Annotated in this window: 7 protein-coding genes; all 7 read right to left on the bottom strand. The window is 72.7% G+C overall.

The window, feature by feature from the left end; all coding sequences use genetic code 11:
* Positions 1 to 188 precede the first annotated feature (188 nt).
* The gene (locus tag AB0M43_RS02725; protein WP_363720944.1) at positions 189 to 1202 is read right to left on the bottom strand and encodes a GNAT family N-acetyltransferase; all 1014 of its coding nucleotides are present in this window, start codon (positions 1200 to 1202) and stop codon (positions 189 to 191) included.
* A 268-nt stretch (positions 1203 to 1470) separates the two neighbouring features.
* Complete coding sequence (locus AB0M43_RS02730; RefSeq protein WP_363720492.1) at positions 1471 to 4407, bottom strand: BTAD domain-containing putative transcriptional regulator; 2937 nt, start codon at positions 4405 to 4407, stop codon at positions 1471 to 1473.
* A 131-nt stretch (positions 4408 to 4538) separates the two neighbouring features.
* Positions 4539 to 4691, bottom strand: coding sequence for a hypothetical protein (locus AB0M43_RS02735; protein WP_363720494.1), 153 nt, complete (start codon positions 4689 to 4691; stop codon positions 4539 to 4541).
* A 173-nt stretch (positions 4692 to 4864) separates the two neighbouring features.
* Complete coding sequence (locus tag AB0M43_RS02740) at positions 4865 to 5065, bottom strand: hypothetical protein (protein WP_363720496.1); 201 nt, start codon at positions 5063 to 5065, stop codon at positions 4865 to 4867.
* Positions 5066 to 5258: 193 nt separating this feature from the next.
* Positions 5259 to 6251 (bottom strand): helix-turn-helix transcriptional regulator, encoded by a 993-nt coding sequence (locus AB0M43_RS02745; protein ID WP_363720498.1) that lies wholly within the window; start codon positions 6249 to 6251, stop codon positions 5259 to 5261.
* Positions 6252 to 6442: 191 nt separating this feature from the next.
* Entirely contained in the window at positions 6443 to 9214 is a 2772-nt protein-coding gene (locus tag AB0M43_RS02750) for an amino acid adenylation domain-containing protein (protein ID WP_363720500.1), read from the bottom strand.
* A gap of 141 nt (positions 9215 to 9355) precedes the next feature.
* Entirely contained in the window at positions 9356 to 20389 is an 11034-nt protein-coding gene (locus AB0M43_RS02755) for an amino acid adenylation domain-containing protein (RefSeq protein ID WP_363720502.1), read from the bottom strand.
* Positions 20390 to 20672: the final 283 nt, after the last annotated feature.

Genomic DNA, 20672 nt, shown 5'->3' on the forward strand with positions numbered 1-20672 from the left:
CCGGCTCCCGGCTCCCGGCTCCCGGCTCCCGGCTCCCGGCTCCCGGCTCCCGGCTCCCGGCTCCCGGCTCCCGGCTCCCGGCTCCCGGCTCCCGGCTCCCGGCTAAATGATGATGCCACGGCTTTCGCTCACCCCGCTCGGGAAGGCCGGGCCGGGACAGGGCCGGACCCCCGAGGAGGCGGGCCGGGTCAGGAGGCGAGCCGGCGTTCCAGGTCCGCGGTGCCCTGCTCGACGGTGGTCGGCACCCCGTAGACGGTGAAGCCGAGCCGACGGTTCACCTCGATCATGTGGGTGTTCGCGTAGTCGGTGGACGTGTCGATCCGCTGGCGGCCCGGGTGTTCGGCGACCAGGCGGCGCAGGTTGGCCGCCTTGACGTGTGCGCCGAGGCCGTGGCCCCGGTGGGCGGCGAGGACTGCGGTGTCCTGCTGGGTGCCGAAGTCGGGCTGGTGCGGGTAGAACTCGAGCTCCGTGAGACCGGCCACCTCGCCCGTGGCCTCGTGCACGGCGACGGCGACCCGCTGCTCGACTTTCCGCCCGACCAGGTCGCGCTCGGCCTCCCGCACCAGCTCCGGGGTCCACTCCCGGTCCCGGAGCGCCGAGGACTCACCCCTGGGCGCGTCGTGGATCGCGTTGCGGGCCCGCGCGTAGGAGTCGACCAGTTCCTCCGGGGCGTGGTTCAGCCACGTCACCATCCGGTACCCGTCGGGGGCGGTGACCGGCCAACCCTCCGGGTCCACTGTGGTCAGTTTGAGGCGCATCAGCACGAGGCGCTGCGTGACCCGGAAACCGAGACCGGCCGCCCAGGCCGCACCGGAGCCACCCTCCATCGCGACCCCGAAGACAGTCTGCCGCGCCCCCGCCCGCACCGTCGGAAGCGCCGCGCGCAGCAGCCGGGTGCCCGTGCCGGCCCGGCGCAGATCGGGGCGCACCTGGACGTGCACCATCGCGATGTGGTCGTTGTCGCCGGTCAGCAGGCCGACGCGGACGACCCCGAGGAGCTGGCCGGCCCGGCGGGCGACGAGGTAGCTGGGCGTGCCGCCGCTCGTGGTGGTGGCGCCGAGGCCCCGCACGGTCGACTCGTAGGACGGCGCGGGGTCGTCCGGCCAGTCTGTCGCGCGGACGGCGACCACCAGCTCGTGGTACCCGTCTAGGTCGGCCTCCGTGGCCTGCTTCGGATCGAAGTTCGTGATCTCCAGTTCCATGTCCACACGTCGACTGTCCCAGATCCGCGCCGCTCCCGCTGTCCCGTCGCACGGGGCCGGCGGCTCTTCCTGTCGGCCCGGACCCGTTGCGTGGCAATGTCCTCGGCGGTCGTGGTGCACGAGTTGGCGCCGGCGATTCGGCGGTCCAGGCAGGCAGCCGACGAAGAGGCCCGGGCCGACCGGAGTCAGCCCGGGCCGTCTACTCGGCACCCGTCGAGCGGCCTCGGATGGCGAGGACGCCCGGCCTGCGCCGGTGGTGGCCTGCGCCTCAGGCCCCCGCGATGGCCGGCAGCGCGGCGGCCCGGGGCCGGCCCAGGACCCCGTCGAGCTCGGTGAGCACCCCGGTCGCCCGGGTCACCAGCCCCAGCCCCGTCCACAGCTCGGCGGCCGTGGTCAGCAGGTGCACCGCCCGCCCCGACTCGCCCTGCGCGGCGGCGATCCGGCCGAGCCCCGTGACGGCGCACGCGTGCGCGTACCGGCGTTGCAGGCCGAGGCCGTTGAGCAGGGCCAGGGCGTCGCGGTACAGGGAGCGGGCCGCGTCGTGCCGGCCCTCCGCGAACCGCAGGTGCCCGAGGTGGGTGAGCGTGGTCGCCCGGCCCGCCTGGTCCCCGGCCAGGGTGTAGACGGCCAGGCACTGGGCGAAGCCGGCCTCCGCCTCGGCGTACCGGCCCGCGTCGAGGTCGAGCCGGGCCAGGCCGTCGAGCGCGGCGGCGGTGCGCCGGGCGTCGGGGAGCTGCCGGGACAGGTCGACGGCCGCCTGGTACTCCAGTCGGGCCTCCCCCGACCGCCCCAGGTCGCCGAGCACGTCGCCGAGCGCGGTCCGCGCCCCCGCCGTGCCGGACCGGTCCCCGCCGGAGAGGGCGATGGCCAGCGCGCGGCGGGCCCCGTCCTCGGCGGACCCCGGGTGGCCGAGGTGCCGGTAGGCGTCGGCGCACCGGCGCAGGGCCTCGGCCTCCCCCACCGGGTCGCCGAGCGCGGCGTGCAGGCTGGCGGCCCGGTCGGCGTAGGTGAGGCTGGCGTTGGCGTCGCCCCGGTAGCCGGCGAGCCGGGCCAGGCCGAGCTGCATGGCGGCCTCGCCCCGGGCGTCGCCCGAGGTGCGGGCGGCGGTGTGTGCCCGCTGGTAGGTGCGCCGCCAGTCGTGCTGGTGGCCGCGCAGTTCGAAGTAGTCCTCGCAGGCGCCGGCGAGTTCCCACGCGGCGGCGGCCTGGCCGGACGCGGCCGCCTGGGCCACGAGGGCCACCAGCGCGCCGTGTTCGGCCTCGAACCAGGCGACCGGGGTCTCGGCGAGGTCGTTGACCAGGCCGCCGGCCAGCCGCCAGCGGGGCGCGCCGCCCCGGGCGGGCCGGGCGCCGACGCCGTCGAGCCGGCGGGAGCACTCGGTGGCCAGGGACAGCCACGCGCCGTACGCGCGGTCGAGGGCGGCGCGGGCCGCGCGGGGCGGTTCCTCGTCCTCGGCGCGCTCGCGGGCGAACGGGCGGACCAGGTCGTGGAAGGCGTAGCGCTGCCGGCCGCTGCGGTCCAGCCGCAGTTCGAGCAGCCGCGCGTCGAGCAGCGCCTCGGCCAGCTCCTCGGCGGGCTCCTCCGGCACCTCCAGGAGGGCCGCCAGGGCCCAGGCGGGGAAGTCGGGCACGTCGAGCAGGGCGAGCCGCCGCAGGCCGGTACGGGCCACCGGGGGCAGCGAACGGTACGCCCGGTGCAGGCTGCCCCGGACGTCGAGCGCCCCGAGCCGGAACTCGTCGAGGAGCCGGCCGCTGGTCTCCAGCCGGTCCAGGAGCCGGGACACGGGCCAGTGCGGCCGGGCGACCAGCCGGGTACCCGCGACCCGCAGCGCCAGCGGCAGGCCGGCGCACCGGGCCACGATCCGCTCGGCGGCGTCGCGCTCCATGTCGTAGCGGGCGACCCCGATTACGGCGGCGAACAGCACCAGGGCGTCGTCGGTGCCGAACGGTTCGAGCGCGACCACGTGCGCGGCGGCCAGCGCCGGCAGGTGCGCCCGGCTGGTGACGATGACCCGGCAGGTCGGGCCGCCGGGCAGCAGCGGGGCGACCTGGGCCTCGCTGTGCGCGTTGTCGAGGACGACGAGGACCCGGCGGGTGGCGAGCAGGGTCCGGTACACCTGGATCCGCTCGTCGAGGCCGGCGGGCAGCGCGTCCTCCTCGACGCCGAGCGCGCGGAGGAACCAGGCCAGCGCGTCGGCGGGGTCGACGGGGACGTCCCCCGCGCCGGCGAGGTCCACGTACAGCTGGCCGTCGGGGAAGTCGTCGCGGGTCAGGTGCGCGGCGCGGACGGCGAGCACGGACTTGCCGACGCCGGGCATGCCGGTCACCAGGAGCGGCGCGGCGGTGGCGTGGTCGGAGTCGAGGACGCCGGCGACCTGGGCGAGCTCGGCGGTCCGGCCGGTGAAGTCGCCGAGGTCGGCCGGCAGCATGGCCGGGCGGGGGGCGATCTCGATCCGGCCCGTGGGCGCGTCGAGGGCGGGGGCGGCGATCAGGATGTCGTGGTGCGCGCGGGTCAGGGTGGGGCCGGGGTCCACGCCCAGTTCGTCGACGAGGACCCGGCGGCCGTCGTGGTAGACGGCCAGGGCGTCGGCCTGCCGGTCGCAGCGGTACAGGGCGGTCATCAGCTGGGCGCGCAGTCCCTCGCGCAGCGGGTGCTCGGCGACCAGGCCGGTCAGCTCGGGCACCAGCGGCGCGTGCCGGCCGAGGGCGAGGTCGGCGTCGATCCGGCTCTCCAGGACCGCGATCCGGGCCTCCTCCAGCCGGAGCTGCTCCGCGCCGAGCAGGAACTCGGTCACGTTGGCCAGCGCGGGGCCCCGCCACAGCGCCAGGGCGGCGCGGAGCTTCTCGGCGGCTTCGGTGTGCCGGCCCTCCCGCAGGGCGGCCCGGCCGGTCTGGGCGAGGCGTTCGAAGTCCCCGTGGTCGTAGCGGGCGCCGTCGAGCCGGATCAGGTAGCCGGGGCGCTGGCGGAGGATCTCCATGCCCGGGTCCGCGCTCTTGCGCAGCCGGGAGACATAGGTACAGATCTGGGCGTTGAGGGTCGCCGGGGGATTCTCGCCCCACAGCAGGGTGCTGAGCCGCTCGTCGGAGACGATCCGGCCGTCGGCCAACAGGAGCGCCGCCAGCACCGTTCGTTGCTTCGACCCGTCCAGCGGGATCTCGGCGCCGTCCTTCCATACTTCCACCGGTCCGAGGACACGGAACTCCATGGATCCACCCGTCGATATATGAGAGTTCGCGGAATAAGAAGAGAGGGGTGGAGCCGACTGTGCCGTCGACCCCACCTCAGACATCGTCACATCGAGATTCTTTTGCTGTTTACCCGCGATTGCATATGGCTTCACTGCCAGGTGAAGTCGCCCGCCACCGCGTCACCCGCGGCGACCTGTCGGATGGACGTCACCTGCAGCTGGGAGGTGACGATCGTGGTGACGGCGGCCACAGCAATGAGAACTGCCGCGCCGATGACAACGCTGCGCAGAACACGTGCCACAACGACTCCTCACAGGATTCGATCAGAAGAAAGGACTTCGCGTTCGAGGATGCCCCGCCCGGATGTCGGCGGAGATTGCCGAATCTGTCTTTCGTCTGAAATCCTGTCGGGTCCACAAGGGCCGGTCAAGCCAGTTCAGTGTCTGAATCCTGCATGACCGAAGTCGGTCAGCGTTACTCGTCGGGAAGCACTGACTGGCGCGCAATGGGAATGATCAGAGAGACCTCGCAGAGCAGCACCCGCCACCCCGCGTAACCGCCGCGCAGCACGGCGCGCTCAATCAGATCCGCCGCGGCGCGCTCGGCGTCGGAAAGGTTACTGGCCACCACGAAGACCACCGCGTCGGCGCCTTCCACTGTTGGCTCGACGTACACGTGCTCGAGTCCGTCAGCCGGTCTGGCCACTTGCCAGATAACGCGACGAAGCCACTCTGCCTGCTCCGCAGAACAGGACATAGTGGCGCTCATGCGGACCGTTACTAAATGCACCGACCAACCATCACAGAATCGGACTTAAGAATCCAGGGTTCCGGGCTGATGGAAAATTGCCCGGCGGGACATCGGAGAGTCATGACTGCGTCAACCAACCGCGCTCGGCCGCCAGCGCGCCGGCCTGGAACCGGCTGCGCGCCCCGAGTCGCGCCATGATCTCCGCACCCATCCGACCGACGGTACGCGGCGACACACCGAGCTTGCGCGCGGCCTGCTCGTCGGTATCGCCCTGGAGCAACAGGTTCAGCAGGGCGCGCTCCTGGTCGGTCAGCTCGGGGCACCGGTCGTCCTGCTCGTCGCCGAACGGCGTACCCGTCTGCCAGATCTGCTCGAAGAGCGCGCACATGACGGCCACCGGGGCGGCACCGCGGACCACGACGGCCCCGGCGGCGGTGTTGTCCATGTCGAGCGGCACCACGGCGAACATCCGGTCCACGATGAGCATCCGGATCGGCAGCACGGGCACGGTGCGGACGAGGGCGCCCATCTCCACGAGCCAGTCGGCGTGCGCGCTCGTCGGGGCGTCGTTGCGGACACTGTTGAGGTACAAGGTACGCATCTCGACCCCCCGTTCGAGCAGTAGCGCGTTCAGTGGCCGGCTCGCCGCCAGCGCCTCCTCCGTCTGCGCCCCGTCGGGGGCGAAGGCCAGCACCTGGTGCTGGGTCTGGTACGCCAGGCGTTCGAGGCGTTCACGGACGGCGTCGAGCCCGATCAGCTCCTCGACGCCGGTGGACCCGGTGCCCCGGCTCGGGTGGGCGTACTCCGCGATCAGCACCTGGAGGGCGGCCTGGCCCTCCTCGATCTGGTGCTGACGGCGCAACAGGTCCACCCGCTGACGGGCCAACAGGATCTCCAGGCCGGCCTCCGGGGAGACCGGCCGCATGGCGAGCGGGTTCTCCCACGACGGCCTGAGCAGGGAGAGCCTGGCGAGTTCGTCCAGTCCGGACCGGATGCGATCCTCCTCCCAGCCGAGCCGTTCGGCCAGCTCGGCGATCCCCGCGAGGGGGCTCTTGAGCATCGCGAGGTAGATGGACTCCGCCACGGGATCGACATCGAAGGCCTCGAGCATCGCGCTCCCCTGATTTTTTCTTGCGGTCCAGCACTTTCGGACCCACGTTACAAGATGTAAATCAGAGGTGTCGACCGCACTAATCAAGCTTGTACCCACTAGTCAACAAGTCGACTATTGCCGGCAAGCTCCAGGCCATTCTCCAATACGCGAATTCCTTTCAGTTTTCTAGAACCCATCAGTAACATATCTCAGTCCACTGTAGACGTCTTTACGTCCTGGCCACGGAGAACGTCCGCCAGGAAGCCGTGCACCTCGCGTCCGGACTCACTATTAGTGAGTACGACCAATCCGGAACCGTCTTTCAGGCGGGTCATGGTCACGCACCGGAAGCCCGTGGACTCCCCTCCGTGGCCGAACTCCGTATCGGTCCCGGAATCGTCGACGATTGTGCCCAGACCATAGAAACTCCCGGGCAGCACGGTCGTCAACAACTGTTCGGCCGAGATGCGCGACAGCAGCGGAGATGAATCAGCGAGCGCGGCGGCGCGGATCTCGCACGCCACCTTCGCCAGGTCCGCCGCCGTGGACCACAGGCCGCCGGCCGCCAGCGCCGACCGGAGCCGGTGACCGCCCGGAATCGGGAGGCCCTCCGCGTCGTGGCCGGTGGCGACCGTGCTGTCCGCCCACTGGGGGAACGCCGGGTCGAAGCTGCTGTCCACCATGCCCAGCGGGGTGAACACCAGGTCGGCCATCAGCTCGGGGAACGGCCGGCCGACGATGTCGGTGAGTACCTGCTGCAGTACCGCGAAATGGCTGTTGGTCTTGCGGAACACCGTCCCGGGCGCGAGCTCCGGGCGGACCCCCTCGCCGCGCAGCACGTCCAGCAGGGCCGGGACGGGCTGGCCGGGCTCGTAGAGCGTGCTCGGCGACAGCGACAGACCGGAGGTGTTGGAGAGCAACTGGCGGGCCGTGACGACCCCGCCGGCCGGCACCCGCCAGTCGGTCAGGTAGTCGTTCACGTCCGCGTCGAGGTCCAGCATGCCCCGTTCGGCCAGCCGGAGCGCCGCCACGGCCGTGACGTGCTTGCTCATCGAGGCCACCTGGAACGGCGTGCGGGACGTGACCGGCTCGGCGCCGCCCGCGCGGAGCACGCCGTGGCTCTCGACCAGCGCCACCTCGCCGTCGCGCAGCACCGCCACACTCACGCCGGGTACCCGGTGGTCGGCCATCACGCCCAACGGGGACGGCAGCCGGACCGGACCCCGCTGGGTGGGCACCGTGGCCCGGGGCAGCGGCCGGGGCCGACCGCCGTCGAGGCCCAGCGCCAGGTCCGCGAGGGTGTCGTACTGGTAGAGCTGGCGCAGCGAGGCCGGCTTCCCGCCCTCCCGGAGCCCGGTGAGCAGGTGCACGATCCGCATCGAGTCCACGCCGAGGTCCATCAGCCTGTCCCCCATGCCCACCTGGTCGATGCCGAGCACCTGGGCGCACACCCGGGCGATCAGGGCCTCGGTCTCGGTGGCCGGGGCCACGTACGCCCGGTCGGGGCTCAGGGCCGCCCGGTCCGGCGCCGGCAGCGCCTGGCGGTCCACCTTGCCCGCGGCGTTGAGCGGCATGACGTCCAGGTGCACGAACGCTGCCGGGATCATGTACCCGGGCAGGGCCTCGGCGAGGTGGCCGCGCAACTCCCCGCCCTCGGCGTCGCCCACGATGTACCCCACGAGCCACTTCTCGCCCTGGGCGTCCTCGCGGGCCAGCACGCACGCGTCGCGGACCTGCGGGTGGGTGATCAGCCGCTCCTCGATCTCGCCGAGTTCGATCCGGTGCCCCCGGACCTTCACCTGGTGGTCGACCCGGCCGAGGAACTCGATCGTGCCGTCGGCGCGGTAGCGGGCCAGGTCGCCGGTGCGGTACATCCGGGCGCCCGGGGGGCCGCCGAACGGCTCGGGCAGGAACCGTTCGGCGGTCAGGTCGGGGCGGCCGACGTAGCCGCGGGCCACGCCGTCGCCGCCCAGGTAGAGCTCGCCGACCACCGAGACGGCCACCGGGCTCAGGTCCTGGTCGAGGACGTAGGTGCGGGTGTTGTGCAGGGGCCGGCCGATCAGGACCGTCTCCGCGTCGGCGGGCACGTCCCAGAACGTGGACCAGATGGTGGTCTCCGTCGGGCCGTACACGTTGACGAGGCGTTTGACCTGGCCGGCGAGGGTCCGGGCCAGCACGGGCGGCAGGGCCTCCCCGCCGACCAGCGCGGTCACCGGCCGCTCGCCGAACCCGGCCGCCTGCAGCAGCTTCCAGCCCGACGGGGTGGCCTGCACGTGGCTGACCTGCTGGGTGTCCACGAGCCGGATCAGCGCCGTGGCGTCCTTGGTCTCGCCGTCGCGGGCCAGGACGACCCGGCCGCCGGTGATCAGCGGCAGCCACAGCTCCAGGCCGGAGATGTCGAAGGACAGCGACGTGGACGCCAGCCAGCCGTCACCCTCGGCGGCACCGAGGTGCACCCGGAGCGAGAACAGCAGGTTCAGCAGCGCCCGGTGCGCGATCTGCACGCCCTTCGGCTTGCCCGTCGAACCCGAGGTGAAGATCACATACGCCAGGTTGTACTGGTCGTCCCAGCGCTCCACCGCCGTCGTCGGGTCGCGCCACGCCTCGCGGTCCGTCCACAGTGCGCGCCCGTCGTACTCCCGGAGCGCGCCCGCGTACGGGCTCTCCGTGATGACGAGCTGGACACCGGCCGTGGCCAGGTAGTAGCCGAGCCGCTCGGCGGGCAGCTCCGGGTCCAGCGGCACGTACGCCGCCCCGGCCTTCCACACCCCGAGCAGCGCGGCGACCAGGTCCGGCCCCCGGCCGAGCAGCACGCCGACCCGGTCGTCCGGGCTGACGCCCCGCTCGCGGAGACGGTGCGCGAACTGGTTGGCCCGCGCGTCGAGCTGCGCGTACGTCACCCGCTCGTCGCCGGACACGACGGCCACCGCGTGCGGCGTCGATGCCGCCCGGTCCTCGAACACGTGGTGCACAGATCTCATGAACCCGCCTCGCTTCGCTCGCCGGGCCCACGAGATCCCGAGATGCTGTGTACCTGATCCGCTCGCTGACGCTCGCTCATGAACCCGCTCCGTTCAGCTCTGCCCGTGCCAGGAAGGCCATACTCCGGTGGACGGCCACGCTCACCACTCCATCGCGGTGTCGTTCCACTCGACCAGCAGCTGGTCGCGCTCGGGCTCGGAGATGTAGGACGCGCCCGCGTCGCCCGCCGGGTCGGCCGCCATGGCCTCCAGCACGGCCCGGTACATGCCGACCAGGCGCTCGGCGTTGGCCCGGCTGAGCAGGTCCGCCGGGGCCTTGAGGACCAGGTGGCCGGGCACCGTGGACACCTGCAGACCGAACTCGTTCGCCGCGTCGCCCACGTCGGCGCGCACGTCGGACTGCTCGGTGTCGGTCTGCCGGAAGTCCTGGTAGCTGAACATGACCGAGATCAGCCGCTCGGCGCCCTGCTCCTTCTGGATCGCCGGCAGCGGGTACCGGCGGTGCGGCCACAGCTCGGTCTCCCGGGCGTAGACCTGGCCGACCAGTTCCGCCCAGGTGCCGGCGGTGCGGTCGTAGGGGAACGGCAGCGTGTTGAGGTGCATGCCGTACACCTTCTCGGCGCCCTGGTTCTCGGGGCGCGCGCTCTGCACCAGGCCGACGTAGAACGCCTTGGCGTCGGTGAGCTGGCTCATCACCTTCAGGTGCGCGCCGAGGAGCACGCTCTTCAGCGACGCCTTCTCGCTCGCCGCCAGGGCGCGCAGTTGCGGCTCCAGGTCCACGTAGGGCACGAAGGACCGGAAGTGGCCCGTCTCCTCGCCGCCCCAGCCCTCGGGGAGGGCCAGCGGCGCGTGCGAGGTGACGATGGTGCGCCAGTAGTCCCGGTCGACCTCGGAGGCCAGGGACTCCAGCTCGCCGGCGATGAAGTCGGCGTACCGGGCACCCTGCAGGTCCAGCGCCTTCGGGGTGCCGCCGTCCCGGAACGCCCGGTAGGCGTCGAGCAGCTCGGCGAGCAGCGCCTGCTGGCTCCAGCCCTCCGTGATCGCGTGGCAGAGGGTGAACGCCAGCCGCCAGGAGCCGTCGTTCTCCACCAGCGCGGCGAGCCGCAGCAGCGGGGCGTTCCCCAGGTCGAACAGCTCGGACCGCTCGCGGGTGACGAACTCCCGGACCGCCGTGTCCCGCGCCGCGTCGTCGAGGTCGCGCAGGTCGTGCACCGCCACCGCCATCGTCGCGGTCGGGTGCACGAGCTGCATGGGCGTGGAGTACCCGTCGAGGTCGAAGGAGGTGCGCAGCATCTCGTGCCGCTCCACGACCAGGGCCGCCGCCTTCCGCAGCGCGTCGGCGTCGAACGGCTCCGGCTCGACGACCTTGAAGGCCGACGTGTTGTGGTACCGGTTGACGTCGGCGTCGGCGAACATCTCCACGACCATGCCGAGCTGCACCCGCGACAGCGGGTAGGCGTCGACCAGACCGGCGGGCAGCCGGCCCTTGTCCTCGGCCGTCAGCAGCGCGAACGGCGCCGTGTGCCCGGCGTCGGCCGCCGGTTCCGCGCCGGTCCCGGTCAGCGCGTGCGCCAGGTCCGCGACCGTGCGGTGGGTGAACACGTCGCGCACCGACACCGCCGGGTAGCCGGCCTGCCGCAGCGCGCCGACCAGGGCGATGGCCCGGATCGAGTGCCCGCCGAGGTCGAAGAAGCTGTCGTGCACCCCGACCCGCTCCAGGCCCAGCACGTCGCGCCACACGGCCGCGACCTGCTCCTCGACCGCGTTGCGCGGCCCGGTGAACTCGCCCTCGTCCTCCTGCTCCGGCGCGGGCAGGGCCTTGCGGTCCACCTTGCCGTTGGCGTTGAGGGGCAACTTCTCGAGGGGTACGAACGCGGCCGGCACCATGTAGTCGGGCAGCTGGAGCGCGCAGTGCTCCACGAGGTCGACCTCGGGGTCGGCCACGTAGTACGCGACGAGCCGGCGGTCGCCGGGGGTGTCCTCGCGGACCACGACCGTGGCCTCCCGGACGGCCGGGTGCGCGGTGAGCACCGCCTGGATCTCCCCCAGCTCGATCCGGTAGCCGCGGATCTTCACCTGGTCGTCGATGCGGCCCAGGAACTCGACCTCGCCGTGGGCGTTCCACCGGGCCAGGTCGCCGCTGCGGTAGAGCCGGCCCGCGCCGTACGGGTGCGGGACGAACTTCTCGGCGGTCAGCTCGGGGCGGTTCAGGTAGCCCCGGGTGACGCCGGTGCCGCCGACGTACAGCTCGCCGGTGACGCCGACCGGGACGAGCTGGAGCTCGGGGTCCAGCACGTACATGGCCATGTTGGGCAGCGGCCGGCCGATCGGGACGACCTCCACGAGCTGCGGGGTCACCACCGGGTGGATGCAGGTGCCCACGGACGCCTCGGTCGGCCCGTACTCGTTGATCAGGCGGCCGTCGCCGAGGAGTTCGCGCCAGCGCTCGGCCAGCGGGCCGGGCAGGGCCTCGCCGGCGACCACGATCACCTTGGCCAGGGCGTCGAGCTGCGCGGCGTCGAGCTGGTGGCCGAGGAGCTCCAGGTGGCCCGGGGTCAGCTTGATGAAGCTGAACGGCCCGTGCGCGTCGAGGATCCGGCCCAGGTCGGCCAGGTCCACGTCCTGCGGGAGCAGCAGCACCCGCTGGCCGGCGACCAGCGGTCCCCACAGGTTCGGGACGACCAGGTCGAAGGCGACCGAGGAGAACAGCGGCGCGCCGCCGCCGCGAAGGCCGGAGGCATCGGTCGGGACGGCCGATCCGGCCTGGTCGTGCGCCGAGGACCTGAGCGGCCCAGAAGGCGCAGTGCCCTGGGTGGCGAGGATGTCGCGGGCCCAGACCACGTGGTTGGCCAGGCCCCGGTGGGTAACCTGGACGCCCTTCGGCCGGCCGGTGGAGCCGGAGGTGAAGATGACGTACGCGGCGCCGTCGAGGTCGCGGGTCTCCGCCACCGCCGAGGTCGGCTGGCCGGCGAGCTCGTAGCGCTCCACGTCCACCAGGACGCAGTCGGACCACTGCGGGTCGAACCGGTCGGCGTACCGGGAGTGGGTCACGACGACCCGCGCGCCCGAGTCGCCGAGCATGTGGCCGAGCCGGTCGGCCGGGAAGGACGGGTCCAGGGGCGCGTACGCCCCGCCGGCCTTCCAGACGCCCAGCAGGGCCGCCATCAGGTCCGGTCCCCGGTCGAGGAGCACCCCGACCACGGACTCCCGGCCGACGCCCCGGCCGCGCAGGTAGTGCGCGAACCGGTTGGCCTTCGCGTCCAGGTCGGCGTAGGTCACCTCGGTGCCGCCGGGCACGGCGAGCGCCACGGCCTCCGGGGTGGCCGCGACCTGGGCCTCGAACAGGTCGAGGACCGAGTGCGTGATCTCGGGGCCGGCGGTGTGCGCCCACTCGTCGAGCAGGATCTCCCGCTCGCCGGCCGGCAGGTGCACGCCCCGGGCGTCGCCCTCGAAGTCGGCGGCCATCGCCTCCAGCACGGCGCGGTACATCGCGCCGAGCCGGTCGGCGTGGTGCCGGCTGAGGGTGTGGGTGTCCACGGTCAGGATCAGCTGGTTGGTCAGCGCGGCCACGGCCAGCCCGAACTCGGTGGCCCCCTCGCCGATCACGCCGTCGGCGACGTCGACCAGCTCGGAGTCCTCCTGGAAGTCCAGGAAGCTGAACCGCACGTCGAGCAGGCGCTCGCCGCCGGCCAGTTCGCGCTGGATCACCGGCATCGGGAACCGGCGGTGCGGCCACACCTCGACCTCGCGGGCGAACACGCCCTCCACCAGTTCCTTCCAGGTGGCGGCGCCCCGGTCGTGGGCGAACGGCAGGGTGTTGAGGTACATGCCGTACACCCGGTCGGCGCCGAGCGCCTCGGGCCGGGCGCTGGCGACCAGGCCCGAGCAGAAGGACTGCTCGTCGGTGAGCTGGCTCATCACCTTCAGGTGCGCGGCGTGCAGCACGCTCTTCAGCGAGCCCCGGGCCCGGCTGGCCAGGGACCGCAGGGACGCCTCCAGGTCGCGGACGTCCACGACCGTGGAGTAGGAGGTCGCCGGGGCGGTGGTGTCCCCGGCCCAGCCGGCCGGCAGGGTGAGCTTCGGATAGCCCTCCACGATGGACTGCCAGTAGCCCCGGTCCTCGTCGCCGTCGAGGACGTCGAGCTCGGCGGCAATGAAGTCCGCGTACCGGATGGGAGTGGGTTCGGCGGGGTTGATCTCCTCACCCGCGTGGATCCGCTCGTAGAGGTCGATCAGCTCGCGGAGCAGGGCACGCTGGCTCCAGCCCTCGGTGATCGGGTGCGAGACGGTCACGGTCAGCCAGAAGGCCTGGTCGCCCTCGACGTGCGCGGTGAGCCGGAACAGCGGGGCCACCGCGAGGTCAAACAGCTCCGAGCGCTGCTCGCGGGTGAAATCCGCGATCGAGGCGCGCAGGGCCGGCTCGTCCAGCCCCGACAGGTCGCGCACGCTGACCGGGATCTCGGCCGTGGCGTGCACCAGCTGGAGCGGGGTGTCGAACGCGTCGAGCTGGAAGGACGTACGCAGCAGCTCGTGCCGCTGGGTGATGAGGCCGGTGGCCTGACGCATCGCCGCCAGCGAGAAGCGGTGACCGTCGGAGACCCGGAAGGACGACACGTTGTGGTACGCGTTCCGCCCGTCCGCGAGCATCTCCACGATCATGCCGAGCTGCACCTGCGACAGCGGGTACGCGTCGGTCACGTCCGCCGGCAGCTTCGCCCGGTCGGCGGCCGAGACCAGCGCGAACGGCTCGACCGGCGCGTCGATCTCGGGGCTGGCGGGCCGGCCGGTGAGGAACTCGGCCAGCTCGGCGACGGTCCGGTAGGCGAACACGTCCCGGACGGACACGTCGAACTTCGCGGCCCGCAGCGCGCCGACCAGGGCCACGGCCCGGATCGAGTGCCCGCCGAGGTCGAAGAAGCTGTCGGTGACGCCCACCTTGTCCAGGTCGAGGACCTTGCGCCACACGGCGGCGACGTGCTCCTCGGTGGGGGTGCGCGGGCCGATGAAGGCGCGCTCGGTCTCCACCGCGTCCGGCACCGGCAGGGCCTTGCGGTCCACCTTGCCGTTGGCGTTGAGCGGCAGCTTGTCCAGGCTCATGAACACCGGCGGGACCATGTACTCCGGCAGCCGGGTCGCGCAGTGCTCGGCCAGGCCGGTGACCGGACCCGCCTCGGGGACCACGTACCCGACGAGGCGCTTCTCGCCCGCCTCGTCCTCGTGCACGACGACGGCCGCCTCGCGGACCCCGGCGTGCTCCAGGAGCACCGTCTGGATCTCGCCCAGTTCGATCCGGTAGCCGTGGATCTTGACCTGGTTGTCGACCCGGCCGAGGAAGTCGATCTCCCCGCCGGCGAGCTGGCGGACCAGGTCGCCGGTGCGGTACAGCCGGGTGCCGGGCGCGCCGAACGGATCGGGGACGAACTTCTCGGCGGTCAGGTCGGGGCGGTTGGCGTAGCCGCGGGCCACCCCGGTGCCGCCGACGTACAGCTCGCCGGTCACGCCCACGGGCACCGGGTTGAGGTCGGCGTCGAGGACGTACATCGTCATGTTCGGCAGCGGGCGGCCGATCGGGACCACGTCGGCCGTGTAGCCGTCCGCGATCGGGAACACGCAGGTGCCGACGGACGCCTCGGTCGGGCCGTACTCGTTGACCAGGCGGGTCGTCGGGTCCAGCTGCCGCCACCGGTCCAGGGTCCGGCTGGTGAACGCCTCGCCCGCGACGACCATGACCTCGGTGAGGCCGTGCGCCTGGGCGGCGGTCATCTGGTGGGTCAGGACGTCCAGGTGGCCCGGGGTGAGCTTCATGAAGCTGAACGGCCCGGACTGCACCAGCCAGCGGCCCAGGTCGGCCATGTCCACGTCCTGCGGGAGGAGGTGGGTGGGCTGGCCCGCGACCAGCGGGGCCCACAGGTTGGGGACCACCAGGTCGAAGGACACCGAGGAGAAGACGGGCGCGCCGTTGCCGGGGGCGCCGGCGTGCCGGCCCGCGCCGCCGACCGGGGTGAGGTCCGGGGACTCCCCGCCGGCCAGCTCGGCGGCGGCCCAGGCGATGTGGTTGGCCAGGCCCCGGTGCGGGACCTGCACGCCCTTCGGCCGGCCGGTGGAGCCGGAGGTGTAGATGACGTAGGCGAGCTGGTCGAGGTCGACCGGGATCTCCGGGCTCCCCGTGGGGCGGCCCGCGATGTCGGCGGGCCGGACCACGGGCACCGCGAACCGGTCCGCGTAGGCGTCCTGGGTGATCGCGACGATCGACTGCGCGTCCTGGAGCATGTAGCCGATCCGGTCCGCCGGGTAGGACGGGTCCAGCGGCACGTACGCCGCGCCGGCCTTCCACACGCCGAGGAGCGCGGCCATCAGGTCCGGTCCCCGGTCGAGGAGCACGCCGACCACGGACTCGGCGCCGACGCCGGCCGCGAGCAGGTGGTGCGCGTACTGGTTGGCCCGCGCCTCCAGCTCGGCGAACGTGAGCGGGTCGGGTCCGCCGAGGACGGCCGGGCGCTCCGGGTACAGGGCGGCGGCGCGCTCCACCAGCTCGCGGACCGTGTGCTCCGGGGCCGGCTGGGTGACGTCGTTCCACCCGGTGAGGATCTGCCGGCGCTCGCCCTCGGGCAGGTACGTGACCCGGGCGTCGCCCTCGGGGTCGGCGGCCATGGACTCCAGCACCGCGCGGTACATGGCCGCGAGCCGGTCCGCGTTGACCCTGCTCATGGCGTGGGTGTGCCCGGTCAGGATGCAGAACCCGGCCTGGGTGGACACCGCGAGCGGGAACTCGGTGGGGCTGTCGTCGATGGTGGCCGCGTAGTCCACGAGGGACGTGTCGACCTGGCGGAAGTCCAGGTAGCTGAACCGGATGTCGAGCAGCTTCTGCCCGTCGCCGAGTTCGCGCTGGATGGCCGGCATCGGGAACCGGCGGTGCGGCCACAGCTCGACCTCGCGGGCGAACACGCCCTCGACCAGCTCGCGCCAGGTGGCGGCGCCCCGGTCGAACGCGAACGGCAGCGGGTTGAGGTAGAGGCCGTAGACCCGGTCGGCGCCGAGCGCCTCGGGGCGGGCGTTGCAGACCAGGCCGCTGAAGAACTTCTCCTCGTCGGTGAGCTGGCTCATCACCTTCAGGTGCGCGGCGTGCAGGACGCTCTTCAGCGAGCCCTGGGCCCTGCTGGCCAGGCGGCGCAGGTCGGACTCCAGGTCGTGGAAGGGGATCCAGATCCGGTACGACTCCTTGGGGGTGTCCTCCGGGTCGGCCCAGACGGCCGGGAGCTCCACCTTCGCGTACCCGTCGACGATGGTCTTCCAGTAGGCCCGGTCCTCGTCACCGGCCAGGGTGTCGAGCTCGGCGGCGATGAAGTCCGCGTACCGGACGTTGGCGGGCTCCGGGTCCACGGGCGTCTGGCCGTCGCGGATGGTCCGGTAGAGGCCGACCAGCTCCATCAGCAGCGAGTGGTGGCTCCAGCCCTCCAGGATCGGGTGGCACTCGGTGAACGTCAGCCACCAGCTCTTGTCGCCGCACTCGTGCGCGGTGAACCGCAGCAGCGGCGGGACGGCCAGGTCGAACAGGTCGGCCCGCTCGGCGGCGATGTGCGCCCGGATCGCCTGCTCCAGGGCGTCACCCGACAGCGCGGTGAGGTCCTGGTGCCCGATCGGCAGCTCGGCGGTGGCGTGCACCAGCTGGAGCGGCACCGCGTAGGTGTCCAGGTCGAAGGACGTGCGGAGGATCTCGTGCCGGGCCATCACGATCTGGCCGGCCTCGCGCAGCGCGGCGAGGTCGAACGGCCCGTCGTCGAGGATCCGGAACGAGGTCACGTTGTGGTAGTTGTTCCGGCCGGTGTCGTTGAGCATCTCCACGACCATGCCGAGCTGGATCTGCGACAACGGGTACGCGTCGACCACGGTCGCGGGCAGCTTGGCCCGGTCCTCGGCGGAGACCAGGTCGAACGGGGCCACCACCCGGTCCAGCTCGACCAGCGCGGGCCGGCCGGTCAGGAACTCGCACAGCGCCGCGACGGTCCGGTGCGCGAAGATGTCGCGGACCGCCACGTCGAAGCCGGCCGGCCGCAGCGCGCCGACCAGGCCCACGGCCCGGATCGAGTCGCCGCCCAGGTCGAAGAAGTTGTCGTCCACGCCGACCCGCTCGACACCGAGCACCTCGCGCCACACGGCCGCGACCTGCTCCTCGACCGGGGTGCGCGGGGCGACGAACTCGCGGTCGGAGCCCAGCTCCGCGCGGCCCGGCACCGGCAGCGCCCGACGGTCGAGCTTGCCGTTCACGGTCAGCGGGATCTTGCCGACCGGGATGAAGGCGGCCGGCACCATGTACTCCGGCAGGGTCTTCAGCAGCAGCGCGCGCAGCTCGCTCGGCGCGGGCACCGAACCGCCGGCGGACACGATGTAGGCGAGGATCTGCTCGTCGCGGACCACGACCACGGCGTCCCGCACGCTCGGGTGCGCCGCCAGGGCCGCCTGGATCTCGCCCAGCTCGATCCGGTAGCCGCGCACCTTGACCTGGTCGTCGGCGCGGCCCATGAACTCCAGGCTGCCGTCGGGCTTGCGCCGGGCCAGGTCACCGGACTTGTAGAGCCGGCCCGGACCGAACGGGTTGGGCACGAACCGCTCGGCGGTCAGCTCGGGACGGTTCAGGTAGCCGCGGGCCACGCCCAGGCCGGCGACGTAGATCTCGCCGGGGGCACCGATCGGGACCAGGTTGCCGTGCGCGTCGAGCAGGTACACCCGCAGGTCGTCGAGGGACCGGCCGACCGGGCTGCCGGCCTGCGGGTCGATGTCGGAGGGGCGGACCCGGTAGTACGTGGTGTGCACGGTGGTCTCGGTGATGCCGTACATGTTGAGCAGCTGGGGGGCGTCGAGGCCCACCCGGTTCGTCCACGGGGCGAGATCGCCGAAGATCAGCTTCTCGCCGGCGAACACGACGGCGCGCAGCTTGAGCTGGTCGATCCGCGGGTCGCCCTCCCCCGCCAGGCTGACCAGGCCCCGGAACGCGGTCGGGGTCTGGTTGAGGACCGTCACCCCGTGGTCGACGAGCAGGTCGAGGAAGTCGTCCGGGGAGCGGGTCACGTCCTTGGGGACCACGACCAGCTTGCCGCCGTGCATCAGCGCGCCCCACAGCTCCCACACCGACACGTCGAACGCGTAGGAGTGGAACAGCGGCCACACGTCGGTCTCGTCGAACGAGTAGTCCGCGCCGGTCACGGTCAGCAGCCGGAGCACGTTGCCGTGGGTCAGGCACACGCCCTTGGGCTGGCCGGTGGAGCCGGAGGTGTAGATGACGTAGATCAGGTTGTCCGGGCCGCCGAGCTGGTCCGGGTTGTGCGCCGGGTTCGCGGCGATGGAGTCGGCGTGCGTGTCGACCAGGACCGTGGTGACCTGGGCCGCGGCGAGGCGCTCGGCCTGGGCGGTGTCGGTGACCAGGATCGGGGCCTGCGCGTCGTCCAGCATGTAGACGAGCCGGTCGGCGGGCTGGGCCGGGTCGAGCGGCAGGTAGGCGGCGCCGGACTTGAGGACGCCGAGCAGGGTCGGGACCAGGTCCGCGCCCCGTTCCAGGGACACCCCGACCAGGGTCTCCGGGCCGGCGCCGAGGGCGCGCAGGTGGTGGGCGAGCCGGTTGGCCTTCGCGTTCAGCTCGCCGTAGGTCAGCTCCTGGCCCTCGAAGACGACGGCCGGCGCGTCCGGGAACGACGCCGCCCACTCCTCGAACACCTCGTGCACGCACTGGGTCGGCGGCAGGCCGGGCTGGCGGCGCGGCTCGGCGAGCACGACGGCCCGCTCGGTCTCGTCCAGCAGCTCCACGGTGGACAGCCGCTTGCCGGGCTCGGCGGCGACCTGGTCCAGCAGCCGGACGAAGTGCCCGGCGATCCGCTCGACCGTGGTCTCGTCGAACAGGGCGGACACGTACTCGAGGTGCCCGCGCAGCCCTCCGTCGGCCGCCTCCTCCACCTGCAACGTCAGGTCGAACTTCGCGATCCGGGCCGGCGGTTCGAGGTTCTCCACGACGACGCCCGGCAGGTCGAAGCCGCCGACCCGCTCGTCGTGCATCGTGAACGCGGCCTGGAACAGCGGCGTGCGGGACATGTCGCGCTCGGGCTGCAGCTCGTCGACGAGCTTGGCGAACGGCACCTCCTGGTGGTCGAACGCCTCCAGCACGGTGTTGCGGCCCCGGGCGAGCAGCTCCGCGAACGTCGGGTCGTCGTCCCACATGGCGCGCATGACCAGGCTGTTGATGCCGTAGCCGATCAGGCGCTGGGTCTCGGGCCGGACCCGGCCGGAGACCACGGTGCCGACCGGGATGTCGGTGCGGCCGGTGTAGCGGGCCAGCAGCGCCTGGTACGCGGTGAGCAGCACCATGAACAGGGTCGACTCGTTGTCACGGCCCACGGCGCGCAGCTTCTCGGCGAGGCCCGCCGGGAACGCGAACGGCACGGCCGAGCCGACGGAGCTGCGGGTCGCCGGGCGCGCCCGGTCGGTGGGCAGCTCCAGGGGCTCGATGCCGGAGAGCTGGTGCCGCCAGTAGTCGAGGTGCTTCGGCTGGGTGGCCTGGCCGCGCTCGAAGGCGGCGAAGTCCGCGTACTGGATCGGCAGCGGGGTCAGGGCCGGCTCGGCGCCCTTGAGGTACGCGCCGTACAGGGCGCTGAGCTCCTCCGCGAAGATCCGCACCGACCACTGGTCGCACGCGATGTGGTGGAACACGACCACGAGCAGGTGGTGCTCGGCGTCGATGCTGAGCAGCTTCGCGCGGGCCGGCCACTGGCGTTCCAGGTCGAACGGGTTGCCCGGCTCCGTCTCGGCCAGGTGCAGCGCCTCGGCCTCCGAGCGCACCGGCACGACGGTCAGGCCGCCCGCGCGGGGCGCGTCGACGACCTGGACGGGCTCGGTGCCGTCCAGCTCGTAGCGGGTGCGGAGGATCTCGTGCCGGTCCACCAGGGCGTCCCAGGCGCGGCCGAGCGCGTCGGCGTCCACCGGGCCGCGCAGCCGCAGGGCGACGGGGACCAGGTACTCCCAGCTGTCCGGCTCCAGCCGGCTGAGGAACCACATCTGCTGCTGGCCGAACGCCAACCGCAGGGGACCGTCGCGGTCCACCTGCTCGATGGTCGTGCGCCGGCTGGCCCGCCCGGCGAGCCGGCTGCGGAGCAGCTCCTCACGGATCGCTTCGGTTCCGCCTGTGCTCATGCGCCGCGCTCCTTCAAACCACCTAGACGTCAGCAGATGGTGAGAGAGTCCCGTCTGCGGCTATACGACGCCTATATCGGGGCGAGGTCACGGGCGGGGCACGGGTGGGGGAACGCGGGACACGGGCCGGGAAAGGCCGGGCGCGGCTTCGGCGGTGGCGGGTCCGGCGAGCTGGGCCGCGCCGGGCCGGGACAGGCCGCGTCGGGCCGGGGCACGAAAACGGGGAGGGTGCCGCTATCCCTTGGCGAATAGCGACACCCTCCCCGACGGGTACTACGCGGAG

Source organism: Longispora sp. NPDC051575, from assembly GCF_040681875.1.
Taxonomy (GTDB): domain Bacteria; phylum Actinomycetota; class Actinomycetes; order Mycobacteriales; family Micromonosporaceae; genus Longispora.